This window comes from Achromobacter pestifer (assembly GCF_902859625.1).
GTDB lineage: Bacteria > Pseudomonadota > Gammaproteobacteria > Burkholderiales > Burkholderiaceae_B > Achromobacter > Achromobacter pestifer.
This window is the reverse complement of the sequence record NZ_CADIJX010000001.1, coordinates 730,519-753,031: the sequence shown is the minus strand read 5'-3', so window position 1 is coordinate 753,031 and position 22,513 is coordinate 730,519. Positions and strand designations below refer to the sequence as shown.

The 22,513-nt window shown below is 64.3% G+C and carries 17 protein-coding genes; 12 read left to right on the top strand and 5 right to left on the bottom strand.

The features are described 5' to 3' along the window. Nucleotides 1-71: 71 nt before the first annotated feature. From HV753_RS03285 to HV753_RS03245, 9 genes are all read left to right on the top strand, one after another. Entirely contained in the window at nucleotides 72-536 is a 465-nt protein-coding gene (locus HV753_RS03285) for a MaoC family dehydratase (protein WP_175172979.1), read from the top strand. 51 nt (nucleotides 537-587) lie between these two features. After that, the gene (locus tag HV753_RS03280; protein WP_175172978.1) at nucleotides 588-1,754 is read left to right on the top strand and encodes an acyl-CoA dehydrogenase family protein; all 1,167 of its coding nucleotides are present in this window, start codon (nucleotides 588-590) and stop codon (nucleotides 1,752-1,754) included. 70 nt (nucleotides 1,755-1,824) lie between these two features. Beyond that, nucleotides 1,825-2,757 carry a 3,5-dioxohexanoate:acetyl-CoA acetone transferase gene (gene kce / locus HV753_RS03275; RefSeq protein WP_175172977.1) on the top strand — a complete coding sequence of 311 codons (933 nt, stop codon included), beginning with the start codon at nucleotides 1,825-1,827 and terminating at the stop codon, nucleotides 2,755-2,757. Nucleotides 2,758-2,793: 36 nt separating this feature from the next. Further along, complete coding sequence (locus tag HV753_RS03270; RefSeq protein ID WP_175172976.1) at nucleotides 2,794-3,996, top strand: CaiB/BaiF CoA transferase family protein; 1,203 nt, start codon at nucleotides 2,794-2,796, stop codon at nucleotides 3,994-3,996. A 1-nt stretch (nucleotide 3,997) separates the two neighbouring features. Then, nucleotides 3,998-4,771 carry an enoyl-CoA hydratase/isomerase family protein gene (locus tag HV753_RS03265; protein WP_175172975.1) on the top strand — a complete coding sequence of 258 codons (774 nt, stop codon included), beginning with the start codon at nucleotides 3,998-4,000 and terminating at the stop codon, nucleotides 4,769-4,771. A 10-nt stretch (nucleotides 4,772-4,781) separates the two neighbouring features. Next, nucleotides 4,782-5,657 (top strand): HpcH/HpaI aldolase/citrate lyase family protein, encoded by an 876-nt coding sequence (locus HV753_RS03260; protein WP_175172974.1) that lies wholly within the window; start codon nucleotides 4,782-4,784, stop codon nucleotides 5,655-5,657. 88 nt (nucleotides 5,658-5,745) lie between these two features. Further along, nucleotides 5,746-6,720, top strand: coding sequence for a Bug family tripartite tricarboxylate transporter substrate binding protein (locus HV753_RS03255; RefSeq protein ID WP_175172973.1), 975 nt, complete (start codon nucleotides 5,746-5,748; stop codon nucleotides 6,718-6,720). Between the two features lie 150 nt (nucleotides 6,721-6,870). Next, nucleotides 6,871-7,608, top strand: coding sequence for an SDR family oxidoreductase (locus HV753_RS03250; protein ID WP_175172972.1), 738 nt, complete (start codon nucleotides 6,871-6,873; stop codon nucleotides 7,606-7,608). A 66-nt stretch (nucleotides 7,609-7,674) separates the two neighbouring features. After that, nucleotides 7,675-8,304, top strand: coding sequence for a TetR/AcrR family transcriptional regulator (locus HV753_RS03245; RefSeq protein WP_246288134.1), 630 nt, complete (start codon nucleotides 7,675-7,677; stop codon nucleotides 8,302-8,304). A gap of 93 nt (nucleotides 8,305-8,397) precedes the next feature. Here the strand turns inward: HV753_RS03245 and HV753_RS03240 are convergent, their stop codons facing one another. After that, nucleotides 8,398-9,483, bottom strand: coding sequence for a calcium:cation antiporter (locus HV753_RS03240; RefSeq protein ID WP_175172971.1), 1,086 nt, complete (start codon nucleotides 9,481-9,483; stop codon nucleotides 8,398-8,400). A 115-nt stretch (nucleotides 9,484-9,598) separates the two neighbouring features. Here HV753_RS03240 and HV753_RS03235 point away from each other — a divergent pair, with 115 nt between their 5' ends. From HV753_RS03235 to HV753_RS03225, 3 genes are all read left to right on the top strand, one after another. Continuing rightward, nucleotides 9,599-10,072 (top strand): low affinity iron permease family protein, encoded by a 474-nt coding sequence (locus HV753_RS03235; protein WP_175172970.1) that lies wholly within the window; start codon nucleotides 9,599-9,601, stop codon nucleotides 10,070-10,072. Then, nucleotides 10,069-11,151: a flavodoxin family protein gene (locus HV753_RS03230; protein ID WP_175172969.1), complete on the top strand. Its 1,083-nt coding sequence runs from the start codon at nucleotides 10,069-10,071 to the stop codon at nucleotides 11,149-11,151. The genes HV753_RS03235 and HV753_RS03230 overlap by 4 nt, the downstream gene beginning before the upstream one ends. Nucleotides 11,152-11,294: 143 nt before the next feature. After that, nucleotides 11,295-13,679, top strand: a complete 2,385-nt coding sequence (locus tag HV753_RS03225) for a catalase (protein ID WP_175172968.1) — start codon at nucleotides 11,295-11,297, stop codon at nucleotides 13,677-13,679. 97 nt (nucleotides 13,680-13,776) lie between these two features. Here the strand turns inward: HV753_RS03225 and treY are convergent, their stop codons facing one another. From treY to glgX, 4 genes are read right to left on the bottom strand one after another with little or no spacing between them, the layout of a single operon-like run. Continuing rightward, a complete protein-coding gene (gene treY, locus HV753_RS03220) occupies nucleotides 13,777-16,476 on the bottom strand; it encodes a malto-oligosyltrehalose synthase (RefSeq protein ID WP_175172967.1) in 2,700 nt (899 codons plus the stop codon). Further along, the gene (gene malQ, locus HV753_RS03215; RefSeq protein ID WP_175172966.1) at nucleotides 16,473-18,608 is read right to left on the bottom strand and encodes a 4-alpha-glucanotransferase; all 2,136 of its coding nucleotides are present in this window, start codon (nucleotides 18,606-18,608) and stop codon (nucleotides 16,473-16,475) included. Before malQ ends, treY begins: the two co-directional genes overlap by 4 nt. Beyond that, nucleotides 18,605-20,401, bottom strand: a complete 1,797-nt coding sequence (gene treZ, locus HV753_RS03210) for a malto-oligosyltrehalose trehalohydrolase (RefSeq protein ID WP_175172965.1) — start codon at nucleotides 20,399-20,401, stop codon at nucleotides 18,605-18,607. Before treZ ends, malQ begins: the two co-directional genes overlap by 4 nt. After that, nucleotides 20,398-22,509, bottom strand: a complete 2,112-nt coding sequence (gene glgX, locus HV753_RS03205; protein WP_175172964.1) for a glycogen debranching protein GlgX — start codon at nucleotides 22,507-22,509, stop codon at nucleotides 20,398-20,400. The genes treZ and glgX overlap by 4 nt, the downstream gene beginning before the upstream one ends. Between the last annotated feature and the right edge of the window lie 4 nt (nucleotides 22,510-22,513).

Sequence of the window (22,513 nt, the reverse complement as noted above, 5' to 3'; positions counted from 1 at the left end):
GTTTATCGCAACGTGAATGAATGTCCAGGCGCCAGACGGGAATCATCCCGCATGCGCAACAGGAGACGACGATGGCCGGGTTGTATTTCGAGCAATTCCAAGTCGGGCAACGCTTTACGCACGACGTGCGGCGTACGGTCACCGAGACCGATAACGTCCTGTTCACCACCATGACACTGAATCCCGCGGCCATCCATCTGGATGCGGAATATGCCAAGACAACCGAGTTCGGCCGTCCCCTGGTCAATAGTGCCTTCACGCTGGGCCTGATGGTGGGCATCTCGGTGGGCGACACCACCCTGGGCACCACCGTGGGCAATCTGGGCTGGGATGAAGTGCGCTTTCCGAACCCTGTCTTTGCCGGCGACACGCTGCACGTGGAATCGCAGGTACTGGAGCTGCGCGAAAGCCGTTCGCGTCCGCAGAACGGCATCGTCGTGTTCGACCACCGTGCCTACAACCAGCGCGACGAACTGGTAGCCAGCTGCCGCCGCGTTGCGTTGATGCTGCGCCAACCCGCCACCCAGGCCGGCTGAGCGCGCGGGCCGTGCAGGCATGGCTGAATTTCCTACTCGATAAGGTTGCCCATGGATTTCGCGCTGACTGAAGAGCAGACCGCCATCCGCCGCGCCGTGCAGGACCTGTGCGCGGGGTTTGACGATGACTACTGGACCCGCAAGGACAAAGAGGGCGGGTTTCCCGAGGACTTCTACCGGGCCATGGCAGACGCCGGGTGGCTGGGCGTGGCGATGCCCACCGAGTACGGCGGCGCGGGGCTTGGCATCCTGGAAGCCGCGCTGATGATGGAGGCGGTGGCCGCGTCTGGCGCGGGCATGGCGGGCGCGTCAGCCATCCATATGAATGTGTTCGGGCTGCATCCGGTTGTGGTGCATGGCAGCGACGCACAGCGGGCGCGCTGGCTGCCACCGATCATCAGCGGCGAACACAAGGCCTGCTTTGGCGTGACCGAGCCAAACACGGGTTTGAACACGCTGAAGCTGCGCACGCAGGCCGTGCGGCACGGCGACCGCTATGTGGTCAACGGGCAGAAGATCTGGATCTCGACGGCTCAAGTCGCCAAGAAGATCCTGCTGTTGGCGCGCACCACGCCATTGGGCGAGGTGACCGGCCCGACGCAGGGGCTGAGCCTGTTCTATACCGACCTGGATCGCAGCCGCGTGAGCGTACGCGAGATCGAGAAGCTGGGCCGCAAGGCCGTGGACTCCAACGAGCTGTTCATCGACGGGCTGGAGGTGCCGGTCGAGGATCGCATTGGTGAAGAGGGGCAGGGCTTTTCGTACATCCTGCACGGGCTGAACCCCGAGCGCGTATTGCTGGCCGCCGAGGCCACCGGCCTGGGCCGCGCGGGGCTGCGCCGTGCGGCGGCCTACGCGGGCGAACGTGTCGTCTTTGATCGGCCCATCGGCCAGAACCAGGGCGTGCAGCATCCGCTGGCCGAACGCTGGGTGGAACTGGAGGCGGCTGAACTGCTGTACCGCCGCGCCGCGTGGATGTACGACCAGGGCATGCCGTGCGGCGCCGAGGCCAACGCGGCCAAATTCTTCTGCGCCGAAGCGGGTTTCCGGGCTTGCGAGACCGCGGTGCTGACGCACGGCGGCATGGGCTACGCCAAGGAGTACCACGTCGAGCGCTACTTCCGCGAGGCCATGTTGCCGCGCATCGCGCCCGTGTCGCCGCAACTGATTCTTTGCTACATCGCTGAAAAAGTGCTGGGCCTGCCCAAGTCGTATTAGCCGGCCTTGTGTATCGGCGTCCCGGCAGAAAGACCCGGGGCGCCACGACCCGACTCACTAGGAGGCAGGCATGCGCAAATCCCCGAAAGTCATCATCACGTGCGCCGTCACGGGTTCGATCCACACCCCGTCGATGTCGCCTTATCTGCCCATCACGCCCAAGCAGATCGCCGACGACGCGGTGGCCGCGGCCGACGCGGGCGCGGCCATGCTGCACCTGCATGCGCGCGATCCCGAAACCGGCCGCCCGGATCAGGACCCCAAGCTCTTCGCGCAGTTTCTGCCCGAGATCAAGGCACGCAGCAACGCCATTCTGAACATCACGACGGGCGGCGGCCTGGGCATGTCGCTGGACCAGCGGCTGGCGCCGGCCAAGTGGGCGCAGCCGGAAGTGGCCTCGATGAACATGGGGTCGCTGAACTTCAACATCGCCGGTGCGGGCGAACGCATCAGCGAGTTCAAGTTCGATTGGGAAAAGCCCTATCTGGAGATGACGCGCGACTTCATCCTGTCCAACACCTTTGCGCAGATCGACCGCGGCCTGCGCGAGCTCTCGGACGTGGGCACGCGCTTTGAATTCGAATGCTACGACGTCGGCCACCTGTACAACCTGGCGCACTTCGTTGACCGTGGACTGGCCAAACCGCCGTTTTTCTTGCAGTGCATCTTCGGCATCCTGGGCGGCATCGGCGCCGACCACGACAACCTCTTGCACATGCGCACCATTGCCGACCGGTTATTTGGCCAGGACTACTACCTGTCGGTGCTGGCCGCCGGCCGCCACCAACTGCCGTTCGTCACCGCCAGCGCGCTGCTGGGCGGCAATGTCAGGGTGGGGCTGGAAGACAGCCTGTATGCGGGCCGAGGCAAGCTGGCCACCTCCAATGCCGAGCAGGTCGCCAAGATCCGCCGCATCCTGGAAGAGCTGTCGTTCGAGATTGCCACGCCTGACGAGGCGCGGGCCATGATTCAAACCAAGGGCGGCGCCAACGTTGCCTTCTGAGCAACGCGGCGCGTGCCCATAGAGGAGATCGGCGCGATGGATGCCTTACAAGGGTTGCGGGTGGTGGATTTTTCAAAGGTGCTGGCCGGGCCGCTATGCACGCAGTACCTGGGCGACATGGGCGCCGAGGTCATCAAGGTGGAGCCGGTGCAGGGCGACGACACGCGGCGCTGGCCGCCGTTCCGGCAGCAAGACGGCACGGTGTTCCTGAGCGTCAACCGTAATAAGCGCAGCGTGGCGCTGGACCTGAAGTCCGCCGAAGGGCGTGAGGCCGCGCAGCGCCTCATCGCCACGGCCGACATCGTCGTGGAAAGCTTCGGCCCGGGCGTGGCGACGCGGTTGGGCATCGACTACGCCGCTGCCGCCGCGCTGCGGCCCGATGTGGTCTATTGCAGTATTTCAGGTTTTGGCAGCAAGGGGCCGCTGAATCGGGGCAAGGGCTACGACGTCATTCTGCAAGCCTTCTGCGGCATGATGTCGATCACTGGCGAAGAAGACGGGCCTGCGATCCGCAGCCCGATTTCCCCCATCGACCAGGCCACCGGCATGCACGCGGCCACCGGCATCCTGGCCGCGGTGGTGCGGCGCCTGCGCACCGGCAAGGGCTGCAAGGTCGAGGCCTCGCTCTTTGACACCTCGGTCGGTTTCATGAGCTACGTCATGCAGAGCTACTGGGAGCGCGGCACCGAGCCGCGCCGCTGGGGCTCGGCGCACGAATCGTTGTGTCCGTACCAGGTGTTCCAGGCCAATGACCGGCCGCTGTTGCTGGGCGTGGCCAACGACACACTGTGGCGTACTTTCTGCAACGAGGCCGGCCAGCCGGAACTGGCCGACGATCCACGCTACGCCACCAATGCCGACCGCGTGCATCATCGCCCCGAGGTTCTGGAGCGCGTCGCTGCCATCCTGCGCGAAGACAGCCGCGATGGCTGGATGGAAAGGCTGTCGCGCGCCGGCATACCCTGCGCACCGATCCAGGGCGTGGGCGAGGTGCTGGCGCACGACCACATGGCAGCCAGCGACATGATTTACCGCTTTGCGGAATCGGCGCACGGCGAATTGAACGTGGTATCGCAACCGCTGCGATTCGACGGCCAGCGGCCCATTCCTTCGTCGCCGCCACCCACGGTGGGCCAACACACGCGCCAGGTGCTGGCCGAGCTGGGCTATGACGAAGCCACCATCGCGCATCATCTACAGGCACGCCAGCCCAAGGCCGTCGCCGGGGAGTCCAACTGACATGGCCATCGATTTTCATGAAGCCGACGGGGTGGCGCTGATCACCATCAACCGCCCCGAGAAAAGCAATGCGTTGGACCACGCGCATTACGACGCCCTGTCGCAGGCGTGGCGCCGCGTGCGGGACGACGACGCCATCCGCGTCGCGGTCATCACCGGGGCGGGAGACCGCGCCTTCTGCGCGGGCGCCGACCTGAAGTCCTTTGTCGGCGCACCGCCCAGCCTGGCCGCGCTGATGCACACCCAGCAGGGTCAATTGCTCAACCGGGGGCTGGAGGTTTGGAAGCCCGTGGTGGCCGCCGTCAATGGTCATTGCCTTGGCGGCGGCATGACCCTTTTGCTGGCGACCGACCTGCGCGTGTGCGTGCCCACGGCCACGTTCGGGCTGACGGAAGTGCAGCGCGGCGTCTTTCCCGCCAACGGCGGCACGCAGCGCGTGGCGCAGCAACTGCCGCACGCCATCGCCATGGAAATGCTGCTGCTGGGCGATGCATTCGATGCGGATGCGGCGCTGCGCTGGGGGCTGGTCAACCGCGTGGTGCCGCAAGACGAACTGCTGCCCGCGGCAATGGCGTATGCCCGCCGCCTGGCCGCCAATGCGCCGCTGGCCGTGCAGGCCGCCAAGGAATTGGCGCTGCGCAGCCGCGACGCCGACCTGGCGACCGGACTGCGGCTTGAACAACTGTTCCTGCGGCTGTTGCAGGACTCGCAGGATGTCGCCGAAGGCACCGAGGCGTTCGCGCAGCGCCGGCCGCCCCATTTTCAAGGACGTTGAGGAGCAAGACATGGCATTGAGATCGATGTTGTTCGTACCCGGGGACAGCGAAAGAAAGCTGGCCAAGGCACCGGGCAGCGGCGCCGACGCGCTGATTCTGGATCTGGAGGACGCGGTGGACGTTGCGCGCCTGCCGACCGCGCGCGTCATGGTGCGGGAATACCTGGCCGCGCGCCCGGCCAGCGGGCCGCAGCTGTGGGTGCGCATCAACCCGCTGGATTCGGGATTGGCGCTGGACGATCTGGCGGCGGTCGTGCGCGCGGCGCCCGACGCCATCCTGTTACCCAAGGGGCAGGGTGCGCGCGACATCGTCGTGCTGGATCACTACCTGACCGCGTTGGAGGCGCGCGAAGGCTTGCCGGTTGGCGCCATCGGCATCATGCCGGTGGCCACAGAAACCGCCGGCGCGATGTTCAATCTGGGCAGCTATGCCGATTGCAGCGCACGGCTGCGCGGCCTGACCTGGGGTGCCGAGGACCTGGCCGCCGTGCTGGGCGCGGCCAGCAACCGCCGTGAAGACGGCGAATATGACTTCACTTATCAACTGGCGCGGTCATTGTGCCTGTTGGGTGCGCACGCGGCAGGCGTGCCCGCCATCGACACCATTTGGGGAAACTTCCGCGATGGCGATGGCTTGCAGCAGGACAGCACGCGAGCGCGCCGCGCGGGGTTCACCGGCAAGATCGCCATCCACCCGGATCAAGTCGGGATCATCAACCAGGCCTTCACGCCTGATCCCGCCGACGTGGCGCGGGCGCGGCGTATCGTGCAGGCCTTCGAAGACGCGCCGGGCACGGGCACCTTGCAGCTGGACGGAGAAATGCTGGACCGGCCACACCTGAAACAGGCCATGCGCATTCTGGCGAGCGTCCCGGCGGGCGGCTGACGGCGGTTCCGGCATCCATCACGACAGGCCTGGCAGGCCTATCCGCGACCGTCCGGCACAAGGGCGGCGCCACACCAAGGAGAGAGACATGTTGCGTTCCATCTTGACGCCGCTATGCGCGGCAGCAGCGCTGGTTGTGGGATTGGCGGGCCCCGCGCGCGCGGCGGATTATCCGTCGCAGCCGGTGAAACTGGTCACGGCGTTTGGCGCCGGCAGCGCGAGCGACATCGTCGCGCGCCTGATCGGCGAACGATTGCAGGCGGCACTCGGCCAGGTCGTCATCGTTGAAAACCGGCCCGGCGCCTCAGGGCAAGTGGCAGCCGACCTCGTCGCCCGCGCTCAGCCCGATGGCTACACCATCATGCTGGCGACCAACACCACCCATTCGTCCAACCCATACCTGTATAAAAACCTGCGCTACAACCCGGTCAAGGACTTCACGCCATTGGTACAGGTGTGCAATTTTCCGTTCGTGCTGGTCGTCAGCGCCAAGCTGCCCATCCAGAACGTCCAAGACCTGCTTGCCTACGGCCGCGCCAACCCGAGCAGCCTGAACTATGCCTATGGCAATAGCACCGGGCAGATCTCGGCCGCTTCGTTCGACAAGATGACGGGGCTCGGCGCGGCGGCCATTCCATACAAGAGCACGCCGCAGGCCATGACGGACATCATCGGCGGGCGTGCAACCTTCATGTTCGTGGACCTGGCGTCCGCCGCCGCGCAGATTCAGGCGGGCTCGCTCAAGGCGCTGGCCGTCTCGACGGAAAAGCGCAGCGCGTTGGCGCCCAACCTGCCGAGCGTGTCCGAGGCGCTGGGGCAGCCGGGCTTCGACCTGGCCGCGTGGGTCGGCATCTTCGGGCCGGCCAAGCTGCCCGAACCCATCGCCAAGCGGCTGGCCGACGAGCTCTATCGAATCGTCTCATCCAACGAGATCAAGCAGAAACTGACGCAGATGGGTGCCGAGCCCACGCCCGCGCCGGCCTCGGCCTTCGGGCCGTTCGTGGCACAGCAGGAAAAAGTCTGGGGAGACAAGGTCAAGCAGGCGGGCATCCAACCGGAGTAGCAGGTACCTGACACCCCCATGTGATTTCCTTGCGCCGTCGCCCGCCGTCCGCTGTGCCCCCGCTTTAATGTGCTCCTTTCACAATCCTTGACATGAATTTCCAGGCCGCATAATATTTTTTAACCGATCGGTATAAAAGGAGCCGTCGACATGGAATTCAAAGGCAAGGTAGCGCTCGTCACAGGGGGTACGCGCGGCATCGGCGCCGCCATCGTTCGGCGCTTCGCGCAAAGAGGGGCGGATGTTGCCTTCACCTACGCCAAGTCGGATCAGGCGGCGATGGACCTCGTGCATGAACTGGGCGCCACCGGCGCCAAGCTCTTGGCCATCAAGGCGGATAGCCGTGATCCGGCGGCCGTCCGCGCGGCGGTGGAACGAACTGCCGGCGAGCTGGGCGGGCTGGATATCTTGGTCAATAGCGCCGGTGTATTCCCCGCGGGGCCCATCGAGAACGTCACGCTCGAAGAGATCAGCGACACGCTGGCGATCCACGCCGGGGCGGTCTTCGTGGCCTCGCAAGCCGCGCTTGCCTACATGGTTTCCGGTGGGCGCATTATCTCTATCGGCTCCTGCTTTGCAGAGCGAGTGCCTTATGGCGGGGTAACGCTGTATGCGATGAGCAAGTCCGCGCTCATCGGGTTCACCAAGGGGCTCGCGCGCGAAGTGGGCAAGCGTGCCATCACGGTCAACGTGGTCGATCCGGGATCGACCAACACCGATATGAATCCTGCCGATGGTCCGACGGTTTCTGCTGAGTTGGCGCTCATGGCGATCAAGCGCTATGCCGAACCCGATGAAATCGCAGCGGCTGTCGGATACCTCGCGGGCGCGGAAAGCCAATTCATCACGGGGGCATCGCTCGCTATCGATGGCGGCTTCACGGCGTAGCGTGGCCCACGCTTGGGCCGTGGGTCGACATTTGTGCAATCGGGGTCAAATACAAGTGAGGATGCCGTGAGTGCCGGTAGCAAAACAAAACCCGTCGCGGCCTTGAAAATCGGGCGCCCGCGGGCATTCGATCGAGATACGGCTTTGCTTGCCGCCATGCGAACCTTCTGGACGCAAGGCTACGAAGGCACGTCGATGCAGGATCTGGTCGACGCCATGGGAGTCAACAAGCCAAGCCTGTATTCGACCTTTGGTTGCAAGGAGGAGATCTTTCGGGAGGCGGTCGCGCTCTACGACCGCACTGAGGGACGAGCGACCTCGCAGAGCCTTGGCGAGGCCAAGACCTCCCGTGAGGCCGTCGAGAAAATGCTGCGATCAAACGCGCGGGCCTATGCCGTCGAAGCAGGGCCGCGCGGTTGCATGATCGTGTTGTCTTCCTTGCTTGGCGCTCCCGAAAACGAGAGCGTGCGTGCGTTTCTTGCCGCCAACCGATCCGATGGAGAAACGATGTTGAGAAACCGCCTTGCGCAAGGCATTGTAGAAGGCGACCTACCTGCTTCCGCGGATGTCGATCAGCTTGCCGCCTTCTACACCACCGTTCTCGAAGGACTCTCGATCCAGGCCCGTGACGAGGCCTCCGTGGAAAAGCTCAACATGATCATCGATGCCGCCATGCTCGCCTGGCCGGCCGGGTGACGCGGCTACGGCTGGACAACCCTCCAGGCGACGATCCGGCACACCTCTGACCGCAGAAATCCGCAGCAAGCGGAATGTCGGCGTATGCCGGGTCTACAGGCCCAGGGTCAATAGCATCAGGAATGTCCCGAATAGTATGAAGTGCGTCATGCCTTCTATCGCATTGGTCTGGCCGTCGTTCAGGTTTATCGCGGCCACCAGCAGCGTTGCCGCCATCATCAGCGTCTGTAGCGGCGTCAGGGCCAGATCAATGCGCTTTCCGGAAATCAGCGCCATGGCCTCCATGGCGGGTACGGTGAGGATCACCGTGGACAGCGAGGCGCCCAGGGCGATGTTGACGACCGCCTGCATTCGATTGGCCAGGGCCGCGCGGAGTGCTGTCAGCATTTCCGGTGCGGCAGAGATGCCAGCCACGATCAGGGCGATCAAGCCAGGAGGCACATTGGCGCCCGTCAGGCTGCGATCCAGGGAATGGGACATGAGTTCGGCAAGAAAACCGACCGCGATGATGCCGCACGCGATGATGGTAGCCGAGTAGCGCGCGCTTGAAGCACCGGGTGTGGCGACGGCGCCGCGCGTTTTCTTGTCGGGATAGCTATAGCTGAAAAAGTAGCTGTGTGGGCCCGTCTGCATGCGCAGGAAGACGCTGTAGAGCAACAGCATTGCCACGATGGTGAAGGAACTGAATGCGCGCCAGTCGTCCTGGGGGACGAATTCGGGAATGATCATGGAGATCGTCACGGCAGTCAGAATCATCACGCTGTAGGTGCGAGCGGAATCATCGTTGTAAGCCTGCTCACCATGCTTGAATCCGCCAATCAGCGCGGCAACGCCAAGGATGCCGTTAATGTCGAGCATGACGGCCGAATAGATGCTGTCGCGCACCAGCGTCGGCGAGCCGTTCTTGGCAGAAACGATAGCCAATACGATCACTTCCACCAGGACTGCCGATAGCGTCAGGACCATGCTGCCGTACGGGTCGCCCAGCTTTTGGGCGATGCGCTCGGCATGGCGGGCGACGCTTAGTGAAGCGGCCAGGATGGCTGCGATCATGATGGCCGTTTCCAGCAGGCCGGCGAACCGGCCGTAGTCCGCCAGGCGGCTGTCTACGGCATACCCTGTGAAAGCGATGGCGCACGCCAGAAGCAGGGATTTCTCAGACTGCAAAATGTATTTCATCTGGAATCGGCAAGCGGGGACTCCAGCGAGGCTATCACGCATGGCTGGGTTTCGGAGCAAAGCGGCGGGTATGAAACTTGCTGACCGTCATGCCCCACCGGACAGAAGGAACGCCATGACGAGCAAGCGCAGATCAAGGCGCAAGCCGACCTCAAAGCGGGCAGCCGCCGATGAAAAAAGCGTTCCCCGCGAACATCCCTTGGCGCGGTTTTTTGACCATTTTGCCGCGCACGTGACGAAATGGGCGGGCTCGCCCATCGCGTTCGGGCTTGCATTGATCGCAGTGGTCGTTTGGGGCGTCTCCGGTCCAGCTTTCGGCTATTCCGAGAATTGGCAATTGGTGATCAATACCGGCACGACGATCGTGACGTTCCTGATGGTATTCCTGATCCAACAGACCCAGAACAAGGATAGCGAGGCGCTGCACCTGAAACTGGACGAATTGCTGATCGCGCTCAAGGGGGCCGATGAGGGCTTGGTCGACGTCGAGCGCCTGGATGAAGACAGGCTTCTGGCACTGGCGGCAGCCTGTACGAAGCGCGCCAGAAGGCACCGGCTCCGGCGCGCACGCAGCAGGAGACCGCAATGACCGATATCGATCCAAAGGTGCGCAAGGGCCAATATACGGGCCAACTGGCCCGCGAAACTTTTCGTGAACGCTTCATGCGCCGATTCTATGATCCGGCTTTTCAAACCGAGTCCGAGGCGTTGACGCGCCTGGAGGCCATTGCCTGGGAGGCCTACGAGCAGGGCCGGAAGGCTCCGATCACCGTGAAGGCGGGGCCTGACTATGTTGACCCCGACTACAACCTGTCCGTGGAGTGGAAGGAAACTCGTGACCGGCTGGCGCGCGCCGCGCAAGTGCAACAGGATCCGGGCACGCCGTCCCGAGTTCTGGTGATCATCGGCTCGGCGCGCAACGACGGTACCTGTCCCGGCGAAATCTCCAAGAGTTGGCGTTTGGCACACATCATCCTGGATGAACTGCAACGTGCCAGCGTGCAAGCCGATGTGCTGGATCTCAGTCGGCTGGTATCCGAATATCAGTACCAGATCCATCCGTGCAAAGGCTGTGTTTCGACGGCGATGCCTCTGTGCCATTGGCCATGCAGTTGCTATCCCAATCATTCGCTGGGGCAGGAAAATGACGCCATGGCCGGGATCTACGAACAATGGGTCGCGGCCCATGGCGCAATCCTGGTGACGCCCGTGTATTGGTATCAATCGCCCAGTCCCTTGAAGCTGATGATCGACCGGCTGGTGTGCGCCGACGGCGGCAACTCCGATCCCACCTTGACCGGCGGCAAAGATCCCCAGAAGGCCAAGCAGGTGGAACTTGCCGGGTGGGACTACCCCAAGCACCTGGCCGGCCGCGCCTATGGGGTCGTGGTGCATGGTGATGTGGCTGGCATTGAAGGCCAGCGGCGCGCGTTGAGCGACTGGCTGGATTGGATGGGGCTGGTCGACGCCGGGGCGGCGTCGCGGCTGGATCGCTACATCGGCTACTACCGGCCCTACGCCACCAGCCACGATGAACTGGACGGCGATGCGGCTGTGCAGGAAGAAGTGCGCAATGTCGCCCGGGCCTTGCTGAATGTCCTGCCAAAGGTGCGGGGGGGAGAATTGCAGTCGGCCCAACGAGGCATCCGCGCACCACGGCCGAAATGACGAGGAAACAGGGCTTGCCGGTGCGTTCGAGCGCGCTGCGGCGACATGCGCGGACCCTGCCCGGGTACGGCGTTTGCTGACCGTCTCTCCGCTTGGCCAGATGGGCCGAGGTCAACGATGTGACTGAGGATAAGGAGACGTTCATGCGAGATAAGAAAACCGCCAAGGCGAAGGTGAAGGGGGCTGTCGATACTGCCTTTGCCAATACAGATAGCGGGCCGGCCGCTCCGCCTCCCAAGAAATCCAGCCAACCGGCCATGGCGCGCGCAGCGGCGGTGGCCGGCGCCGCCCAGGCGATGCCGCACCCTGCCAATAAGGCCAGCGAGTACGGCGAGGAGGGCGCGCGCTGTCCGTATCGCGGTGCGCAGGCGGCGCTGTCCAACCCCTCGGCGGGCGCGAGTTCGTTATCGGAAGATCAGCAGGGCGCCAAGACCGGATCGGCAGCCGAACCCGGCGTGAATGTGGTCGATGGACGATTGGAACGGGTACGTGCCGATGGTCAAGGGCAGGCATTGACCACCAATCAAGGGGTGCCCGTCAGCGACAACCAGCATTCGCTCAAGGCAGGCCTGCGGGGCCCGGCCTTGCTCAAGGACTTCATTCTGCGTGAAAAAATTACGCATTTTGATCATGAGCGCATCCCCGAGCGGATTGTGCACGCGCGGGGATCCGCGGCGCATGGCTACTTCGAATGCTATGCGCCGTTGGAGCAATTGACGCGCGCGTCCCTATTCGCAGAAAAGGGCAAGCGCACGCCGGTATTCGTGCGGTTTTCGACCGTGGCCGGAGAACGGGGATCAAAGGACACCGCACGCGACGTGCGCGGGTTTGCGGTCAAATTCTATACAGACGAAGGCAATTGGGACCTGGTCGGTAACAACATGCCGATTTTCTTCATTCAGGACGCCATGAAGTTCCCGGACCTGGTCCACGCGGTCAAGCCGGAACCTCACCACGGCATGCCTCAGGCGGCGTCGGCGCACGATACGTTCTGGGATTTTGTATCGCTCATGCCGGAATCGACCCATATGCTGATGTGGCTGATGTCGGATCGCGCCATCCCGCGCAGCTATCGGATGATGCAAGGCTTCGGCGTGCACACGTTCCGCTTTGTCAACGCGCAGGGGGATAGCCGGTTGGTGAAATTTCACTGGAACCCGGTGCTGGGCACGCATTCCCAAGTATGGGATGAAGCGGTGAAGATCTCGGGCGCGGATCCAGATTTCCACCGCCGCGACTTGTGGGAGGCGATTGATGCCGGCCATGGCCCGGAGTGGGAATTGGGTGTGCAGATATTCACAGAGGAAGAGGCCGAGGGCTTCAGCTTCGATGTGCTCGACGCCACCAAGATCGTTCCTGAGGAACTGGTGCCGGTGCAGCCTATCGGCCGCATGGTGCTGGATCGCAATCCGGACAATTTTTTTGCGGAGACCGAGCAAGTGGCATTCTGCGCCGCGCACGTCGTGCCGGGCATAGATTTCACCAATGACCCGCTATTGGCCGGGCGCATCCATTCCTATGTGGACACGCAGATCTCGCGGCTGGGCGGGCCGAATTTCCACGAGATTCCGATCAATGCGCCGCTGGCCCAGGTACACAACAACCAGCGTGACGGCATGCACCGGCAAGCGGTTCATCGCGGGCGCGTGGCCTATGAACCGAACTCGTTGGCTGGCGGCTGTCCGTTCCAGGCCGGCATGGACGGCTTTGTGTCGTTTCCGGAACCGGTGGCAGGAGATGAATTGCGTGGGCATCCTGAACGGTTTGCCGAGCACTACAACCAGGCGGCGCTGTTCTACAACAGCCAGACGGATTGGGAGCAACGGCATCTTGTCAACGCTTTCGCATTCGAACTCAGCAAGGTCACCGTGGCCGCCATCCGTCACCGCATGGTGGCGTCGTTGCGCAATGTGTCAGACGAACTGGCGCAGGCGGTCTCGGACTTGCTGGGCATGGCGCTGCCCGACCCGATGCCGCGAGCGCTTTCGCGCGTGCCTCGTCCGGAGGTCAAGGTGTCGCCTTCCTTGTCTCTGACGGCACGACCCGGACAGGGGGGAGTCGCTACGCGCAAGGTGGCCATTCTGGTGGCCGAGGGGGTAGACGGCGCTGCGGTATTCGCCGTGGCTGATGCGTTGATGCAGGCTGGGGTCGTGGTACGGCTGGTCGGCCAGCGCATTGGGCCGGTACCTACTAGCGAGGGGGCCTCCCTGGATGCAGACGCTTCGTTGGACAATCAGCCGTCGGGACTGTTCGATGGCGCTGTTATTCCACCGGGAGCGGCGGCGCTGGAACGCTGGCAGGCGGATGGCCGGGCATTGGAATTCGTGCGCGACAGCTATCGCCATGGGAAGACGCTGTTGGCGGCGGGAGAGGGGGCCGGATTGCTCGAGGCTGCGGGCATCGCCAGCGAACCAGGGGATGGCGGACTGATAGTCGGCACGTTGCAGGATCTGTCCGTGGCTGCGTTCATCGAATCGCTGGCGTTGCATCGGCATCCGGAGCGTGAGACGTCGCCCCCCCGGGTTTGAACAGGAGCACTGGGATACCGGGGCACATAGAGCTCCGGGGGCCTAGCCGAGCCAATGGATCCGTTTCGGCTGGTGGCTCTCGCCGTCGCCCTAGCGGCTATTGGAGCGTCATGTCCCCGGCCGCGCACAACGCAATCGGACAGGCGCGCAGTAGCGCCGCTACCGGCAAGCGGGTTGCAGGAAACAGGGGCAGGCTGCGACCCGACAGCACGTCCTGGAAGGCAGGGCCGTTGCCCGACAGTGGTAGTTCCAGATAGGTGCCGTCCCAATAGTCGCGGGCACTGCCTGCCTGGCCTTGGGTGTACGCAACCAGATCCAACGCACACAATCGAGGCGCAACGATCAATAGATGTTTGTCGCCCTCGCTGGTCAAGTATGCAATCACGTTTTCGGCGCGCGGGCCATGCACGGCGACCTGACGGTAATGCGCGCCGTTGAACAGGCCAGGATGACGGGCTCGCAAGATCAGGGCGCGTTGAATGACGGACTGTTTGATGGCTCCGCTGCGCCAGGCCGCAGCGCTCATGTCCATGGCGTTGCGGACGTCGTGGGAAGCAAGCAGCGCCGTGCGAGCCGGGTAGTCCACTGGCTGCCGGTTATCGGGGTCGACCAGGCTGAAATCCCAAAGCTCCGTGCCTTGATACAGGTCTGGCACGCCTGGCAGCGTGTTGCGAAGCAGCGTCTGCGTCAGGCTGTTGATCAAGCCTGCGGGTGCGACGCGCTGCGCGAATTCTCCGATTTCGTGCAGGAGCGTCCGGCCGGTGCTTGTGTTGGAAAGCGCCTCCACGCAATGCCGCGCCGCCCGTTCATAGGGGAGATTCGGCGCTATCCAGCTGGTATGCAATTTCGCTTCCCGCAGCGCTTTTTGCTGCCAGGCGCCAATCCGGTCTAGAAAGGCGCCGGCCGCCGTTGCATCTTGGTCCAAGCGTTCGGTGCGAAGCTCAAGAGGCCAAGCGCCGACAAGGCTCTGCAAGAGCATATAGCGGTCGGTGTAGGCCGGCAGGTCCGCCGGGGCTAAGCGGGGCATCCAAGCCAGCGCGGCGCTTGCCCATTTCTCCGGGGCTTCCGTCAGCACGGCCAGGCGGGCGCGGACGTCTTCGCCGCGCTTGTGGTCATGAGTGGCCGTGGCCAGCATCGCCTGCGGGTGGGTTTTGGCCCGGTCCATGGCCAGCGAATAAAAGTCCGAGCGCGATAGCGCGAACCGCTCAGCGCTTGAACCCACTTCGTTGCGCGAGAGCAGGGGCGCGTAGCGATAGAAAAGCGTGTCTTCCAGCGACTTGGCGGCCAACGGCGGAGTCAGTTGCTGGAAGCGGCGCAGCGCATGCGCTCCCGCGTCCTCCACCTCCACGGCTTGCTCCTGCCCGCCGCCGTGCGTCGCAACCGAATGCGCGCCATCAAGCCATTGATCAAGTTGGGATAGCAACCGGCCCTCTGCGCCGTCCGCCCGTCCGCCTAGCGCGGATAGTGCAAGGCGGGTGGCGATTTGAAATGAGGCCTGGTCGGCTTCGCTCCTTCCGCCGTCTTCGGCATAGGTGCGATAGACGGGAAAAGCGGCCAGTAGCGCGGACAGAACGCGGTGGGTCATGGCGTGGGTCCAATCGCGCGTGCGAGGGTCAAGCTCGGCCAGCCGGGCCAACGCCTGCAACAGGGACCGGAGCTCCGCAGGAAAATGGCGCGTCAGTATCCGGGTGCGCGTGGCGCGCAGTTGCGTAGCAGCGTCGCGAGCATCGCCACTTATGTCGCGCCAGAGCGCTTCCAAGGCGGGCTGTGCTGCTGGGTCATGCAGCAGCGCGCTGGCTTGGTCCATGAAGTCGTAGCCGGTGGTGCCGTCGGCGGGCCAGCGGGAATCCAGGGTTTCACCATGGGCCAGTATTTTTTCGACGACCAGATAGGGACTGGGGGGCAGGCCTGCCCGTTCGCGCTCACCCCCCGCAGCGAGAAGAAGGGAGCGCAGCCTGCGAAGATAGCGGCCGGGGGATGCCAGTCCGTCGACATGATCGATGCGCAGGCCGTCCAGGATGCCCGTGCGGTACAGGCGCATGGCCAGCGCGTGCACGGCGTCGAAAACGGCGTCATCCTCAACCCGTACACCGACGAGTTCATTGATTTCAAAAAAACGGCGCCAGTTGATCTGCTCTGGTCCGGTGCGCCACCAGGCCAAACGATAGTGCTGCCGTTCCAGCAAAGCATGCAGGCAGGCCTTTCCGGAGGTTGACGCGGGGTCATGCCCGGCAAGCACGGCGGCTGGCGCGGCCTCGCCAGGGCTGAAGTCAGACGCGACAGGCAGCCGGATACCGCCGGCGGCGATCGAATATTCATTTGTGCCCGCATCATGGGCCAGCGTCACATCCCCGGCGTCCAGACTGACGCCATAGGGCTCGGCGAGTATGGGCAATAGGATTTTTCCGTGCGTCGCGCGCTCGGGCGGGCACCAGTCGATATCGAAGCAGCGCGCGTGCGGGCTATTGCGGCCATGACGAAGCACGTCCGCCCACCAGGCATTGGAGGGATGCGCGGCCATATGGTTGGGTACGATGTCAGCGATCAGCCCCATGCCCAGGCTGCGTGCTTGGTGCGCCAGATGGGCTAGCGCGGCTTCGCCGCCCAGCGAGGCGCTGACGGTGCCGTGATCGATGACGTCGTAGCCGTGGCTCGATCCGTCTCGGGCCTGCGTGATGGGCGACAGGTACAAATGGCTGATACCCAGCGCGGCGTAGTAGGGCAATTGCGCGCAAGCGTCCTCGAAGGTGAAACCCGCATGCAATTGCAATCTGACTGTGGCTCGCGGCGCGCTCATGGCTTGCCTCGTTGCGACCGTACGGGTTGCAGTCTGGCCATGCTGTCAGGGGCGTCGACACATTGCGTCGCAGGCAGGGAAAGCCGCTGGCGCCAATTGGGGTGGGAGTGCATGGTGCCCGGCAGGTTCGGCTGGTCGAGTTGTGCCGTCACGTCCTCCAGCGGCACCAGCATCAGCGGGCAAGGCGCCGCTGCCACAAAGCCGAGCAATTCAGGAATGGGGGCTTGTCTGGGCATTATTCGATGCGACATGGCGCGGCTCTGCGCCTGCACGGCTTGCCACAAGGCCGAGCGGTCTGCGTTGCGGGCCCGCCGGAGCAAGGATTCGTCTTCGTCGGCGCCCAGCAGGGATAGACGCGAACGCCAAGCAATGTCTTGCGCGTGCCACCAGCCCGTCAACGTCGGCAGGTCGTGAGTGGTCGTCATGGCAACGGCCTGCGGCGGCCAGTCGCTGGGAGCGACAAAGGCGGCCGTTGTGTTTGTCTCCATGGCCGCAGCGCCGACTGCTTTGCGCATGAACCACAGCACGTCCATGCCCAGCAAGCCATGTTCGAACAGCTGAGGATCGAATCCCTCGGGCACGGTGCCGAGGTTTTCGCCGACGATAAGCGCGCGATGCAGCCACGCCTCCAGTGCGGTTAGTTTCAGCAGGCTGCGCAATGGATAGCTAAGATAGGCCCCATCCTCAGGCGCCGCTCCATCGGGAATCAGCCACAGCCTGGCCATGCCCAGCACGTGGTCGATGCGCAATCCGCCGACGTTCGACAGATTGGCGCGCAACATGGCCAGGAAGGCAGAGAAACCGGACGAGAGCAGCGTGGCGGGAGAGAGGGCGGTCAAGTTCCAACATTGACCCTGGGGATTGTGCAGGTCCGGCGGAGCGCCGACGCCGGCCGACTTCACCAGATCGGCTTGACGGCTCCAGGCATGGCTGCCCAATGCGCTGCCCCCGATGGCCAGGTCGGCAATCAACCCAATCCGCATGCCGGCATTGCGTGCGGCCCGGTGAGCCTGTGACAGGCTGGCCGATGCCAGCCACTGGTTGAACATGTGCGCATCCAATTCCTCTGGATGCTCCTGGGCGTACCTGACGGCGCCGGCAGACTGCGGATCGCGCAGGGCGCCAGGCCACTCGGTCCAAGGCGCAGGCATGCCTCGCTGGCGGGTCTGCGCCAGATGCAGCGCTTCAAACAGCGCGTGGTCTTGCAGATCTTGTCCCGCCGTTGCGCAGTAGGCGCGGTAGTGTTGGCGCTGCTCGGACGTGGCGTGCTCTGTGAACCATGCATGCAGGCCACGGAGCAGACGTTGGCGCAACGCGCCCGAGGCGGGCCAGTCGATCAGGGGTTGGGCGTCCAGCGCCCGCAGCTGCGCGCTATCCAGTCCGCCCAGGGCTTGGCGCATGGCGTCTTCGCCCAGGACCGTGGCGGGATCGGCATACAGGGTATTCATGAACAGGCGGCTGGATGGAGAATATGGACTGCATTGCCCCGGGTCCGCCGCGAACAGGGCATGAATAGGGCTGATTGCCAGTGCGTCGGCACCCGCCGCAGCCGCGGCCTCGGCCAATTCACGCACGGCGGCCAGATCGCCAAAACCGTGGGTCGCATGGCGCAAGTCGCCCGACGATCTGCGCAAGCTGTGCACCTGTGCGGTCAGCCCCCAGATGCGGGTATTGGGGGTCTGCACCAGGTCGTCCAAAGTGGGGGCCCGGCGCGGCGCGACCGCAAGGCTCGCCGTGCCGCTGCGGGTGGACAGCGTGTAGTAGCCCGGTGTGTCGGGCGCCCTCAGCTGCGCTGCGCCATCGGCGCCGGCCGTCGTGTGTCCCGCAGCACGTTTGCCGTCAGAGGTCAGGATTTCATAGTGTCCCGCACAGCTGGCGGGCAAGTCCACCGACTCGCCCGCAGTGGCAACGAGCATGGCCGGTAATCTTCCCAGGCCGGATGCGGGCATCAGCCGCTGTCTGCTGTCCCGGATATCCTCGGCACTGTCGGCGCAAAGATCCATGCCGCGCAGGAGCGCGCGCAGCGTATCGGGCGACACTTGGCGGGGCCTGTTGTCGGCGCCCGTCCAATGTTCGGCAAGACCGGCGGTGGCGGCCAGCGCGGACAGTTCGTGTTGGCTGGAACGGGTCATGAGCGTTCTTCCAATAGCCAGATGATGCTGTCGCGGTGCAGATTTCCCCCGCAAGCTTCGGAAAATGCCTCGTCCCCGGATTGGAACAGCATGGCCGCCCGGTGGGTTTCGCGCGGTTTCAGCGCGGAGGGTAAGGGTTGCGTCGCGGCGCCCATATTGGCGTATAGGGTCAGCAAGGCGCCATCGCCCAGACGCCATTGCGCATGCACGCCATGCGTGCCCAACGAGCACGCTCCCAGGCTTCTCGTGCCAGCAAGCCTTGGCGAAATGGCGTGGTGCCGCAAGCGCAACAGCCTGCCATACCACGCCAGCCATTCGCCGCCATCGGCGCCGCGGGCTTTAAGCCAGGGGTTGCTCGCCGCGTAGGTGGCCTCTGAATTTGGATCGGGGATATTCGGATCGCTGCCGCCAAACTCCGGAAACGAGGCGAATTCCTTGCGTCGTCCCTCACGCACCGCTGCCGCCAACTCGGGGTCGGCATGGCTTGTGAAGTAAAGAAAAGGTGTCTGGCTGCCGTGTTCTTCCCCCATGAATATCAACGGTATCTGAGGGGCCAGCAATTGCAGTGCGACGGCGGCGCGCAGGCGTTCGCGCGTTGCCGCCAGATCGGTCAGGCGGTCGCCGCGCATGCGATTTCCGATCTGATCGTGGTTCTGCAAAAACAGCACGAATGACGTCGGCGCCAGATGCGCGCTCGGTTCACCCCGCGGGAGGCCATGGCGGTATTCGGAGGGCTGCCCCTGGAACAGCCACCCCTCGGCCAGGCAGCGGGCCAGGTTGCCGCCTGGCCGAGCGGCGTAGTCGGCGTAGTAGCCGCTGGCCTCGCCCGTCAAGAGATGATGCAACACGTGATGGGCATCATCGTTCCATTGCGCGTCATAGCCGGCGTCCAGCAGGGAAGCGCGATTATCGTCGTTCTCCAGCACCAGGTGGATTCGGCGCGGCGCCGGTATCTGGCCCCGTACGAACGTCGCCAGCTCCACCAGCCAGTCATGGTCGGGGATGGCATGCACGGCATCAAGGCGCAGGCCGTCGAAACGGTATTCCGTGAGCCAGTACAGCGCGTTTTCTTGAAAAAAGCGGCGCACGGCGGGCTGCCTGAAGTCGATGGCGGCGCCCCATGGGGTCGGGATGTCGTGGCGGAAGAATGGCGCCGCATAGCTCGGCAGGTAGTTGCCATCAGGGCCGAAATGGTTATAGACGACATCCAGCATCACGCTCATGCTCAGCCCGTGCGCGGTATCGATCAGGCGCTTGAGTTCCTGCGGACTGCCGTAGGCGGTGTCCGGCGCGTAGGGCAGGACGCCGTCATAGCCCCAGTTGCGCGGCCCAGGGAATTGCGCGATCGGCATCAATTCAATGACCGTGATGCCCAGGGCCGCCAGATCAGGAAGCCGGGATTCCAGCCCCGCGTAGCCGCCGGCGAGCCCCACGTGGACTTCATAGATCACCGCTTCTTCCCAAGGCCGTCCGGGCCAGGAGGGGTGGCGCCAGGGATAGGCATCGGCGCCGGTGACAATACTGGCGCCGTGGACGTCGCCGTCTTGCAGGCGCGAGGCGGGATCGGGAACCGCCAGGCCTTCGTCCAGACGGTATCGGTATCGCGTGCCTGGCGCGCAAGCAACATCGGCTTGGACGTAGCCCTCGGCGTCTGGTGACAGGGGTATGGGCGCCTGCCCATCGATCAACAAGGCCAGGCCCGGCGGTGCGGATGGCGCCCATAGGCGAAAGCGCGTGCGGCCATCGGGCAGCGGCAGCGCGCCAAACGAAAAGGGTTCGGGCCAGGCGCTCATTTTGGCCCTCCCGGCACGCACGCGGCCGTCAGCAAGACCAGGCTTTGGCCTTCCACCGTGATTTCGTCGTCGGAGTAGGGGGCTGCGGGGGCAAGCGTTGCGGAGTCCAGCTCGCGGATCCAGGGTTGCGCGGGCCCCGGCAATCGAAACGTGGCGGCTTGCATCTCGGGGTTCAGCAGCAGCAGCGTCACGTCCGCGGTGCCGTCCTCGCGCAGGGCTGCCCTGCGCAACAGCATGGCGCGACCCTGGGGGTTGTCCCATCCCGCCTGATCGATCGGGCCGCCACTGGCATCAAACCAGGAGATCGCACTGACGCCCGGACATATTTCCTGCGCGGCGTCGCCAAACCGCGCCGCATGCAGGCTGGGGTGCGCGCGCCGCAACGCTACCGCGCGCGCCACGAAGTGACTGAGCGCGCGCCCGGCGTCGCTTTGGGCCTGGGTCCAGTCCAACCAGGAAAGGGGGCCATCCTGGCAATAGGCATTGTTGTTGCCATCCTGCGTGTTGCCGAACTCGTCCCCGGCCAGCATCATGGGCGTGCCGTCCGACAGGAAGAGCGTCGCCAGCAACGCCCGCTGCACCCGCGCGCGCTTGAGCAGCACCGCCTCGTCTTGGGTTGGCCCTTCCGCGCCCCAGTTGTGGCTGTAGTTTTCACCATGGCCGTCATTGCCGTCTTCGCCATTGGCGAGATTCTGGCTGGCGTCGTAGCTGACGACGTCTTGCGTGGTGAAGCCGTCGTGCGAGGCGACAAAGTTGATGCTGGCCCAGGGGCGCCTGTGGCGGCGGTCGAAGATATCCCTGGATCCGCACAGGCAAGCTGCCATGTCGCCGCGCACGCCTTCGTCGCCGCGCCAATAGCGTCGCGCGGCGTCGCGGTATCGATCGTTCCATTCCGCCAGGCCAGGGGGATGGTTGCCTAGCTGGTAACCGTCGGGGCCAACGTCCCATGGCTCGGAAATCAGCTTCAGGCGGGCGAGTTCGGGATCCTGGAGCAGCGCATCGAAGAATCCCGACCCGGGGTCGAAGCCCGTGCCTTCGCGCCCCAGCGTGACGCCCAGATCGAAACGGAATCCATCAATGGCATAAGACTGAGCCCAATACCGCAAGGAATCCATCACCATTTGCAGAACACGCGGATGAGACAAATTGACGGTATTGCCGCAACCGGTGTCGTTGATGTAGTGGCGCTCGTCGCCCGGCACAAGCCGGTAATAGCTGGCGTTGTCCAGGCCGCGCCACGAGAGCGTCGGACCCAGTTCGCTGCCTTCGCAGGTGTGGTTGTAGACCACGTCGAGAATGACTTCGAGCCCCGCCGCGTGCAAGCGCCGCACGGCCTGGCGCAGGTCGTTTGGCCCGCGTTGAAGATAGGCGGGTTCTGGCGCGAAAAACGAAAGCGTGTTGTAGCCCCAGTAGTTGCGCAGGCCCCGTTCGATCAGGAAGCGATCTTGCAGGAATGCGTGGACCGGCAGTAATTCCACGGCGGTCACGCCCAGGCGATGCAGGTGCTCGATGAATCGGGGGTCGGCCAAGGCGGCGCAGGTGCCGCGCAGAGGCTGGCGCAGGTCTTCGCGCTGCATGGATACGCCACGCAGATGCACTTCGTATATGGTGGTGTCCGTCCAGGGCGTATTGGGCGGTTTGCTGTTGCCCCAATTGAAGGGCGCATCTTCCGCGACGATGGCCTTGGACATGGCCGGGGCGCTATCCCGGCGGTCCATGGCCAGATCCGCACGGGCGTGATTCAGGCGGTAGCCGAATAGCGCGTCGCTCCAGCTTGGGGGACCGGTCAGTTGACGGGCATAGGGATCCAGCAGCAGTTTGTGCGGATTGAAGCGGTGTCCGTTTCTAGGATCGTAGGGGCCGTGGGCACGGTAGCCATAGATTAGGCCAGGTTGCGCGTCGGGCAGATACCCGTGCCAGATTTCGTCGGTGCATTCGGGCAGGTCGAACCGGCGCAGTTCCTTCCGGCCGCGGGCGTCGAACAGGCACAGTTCCATCCGGGTGGCATTGGCCGAAAATACGGCGAAGTTGACGCCTAGGCCATCGCTGACGGCGCCAAGCGGATAGGGTTGGCCAGCGGTGAGTCGCGTCAGTTGGGACGGATCCATGGGT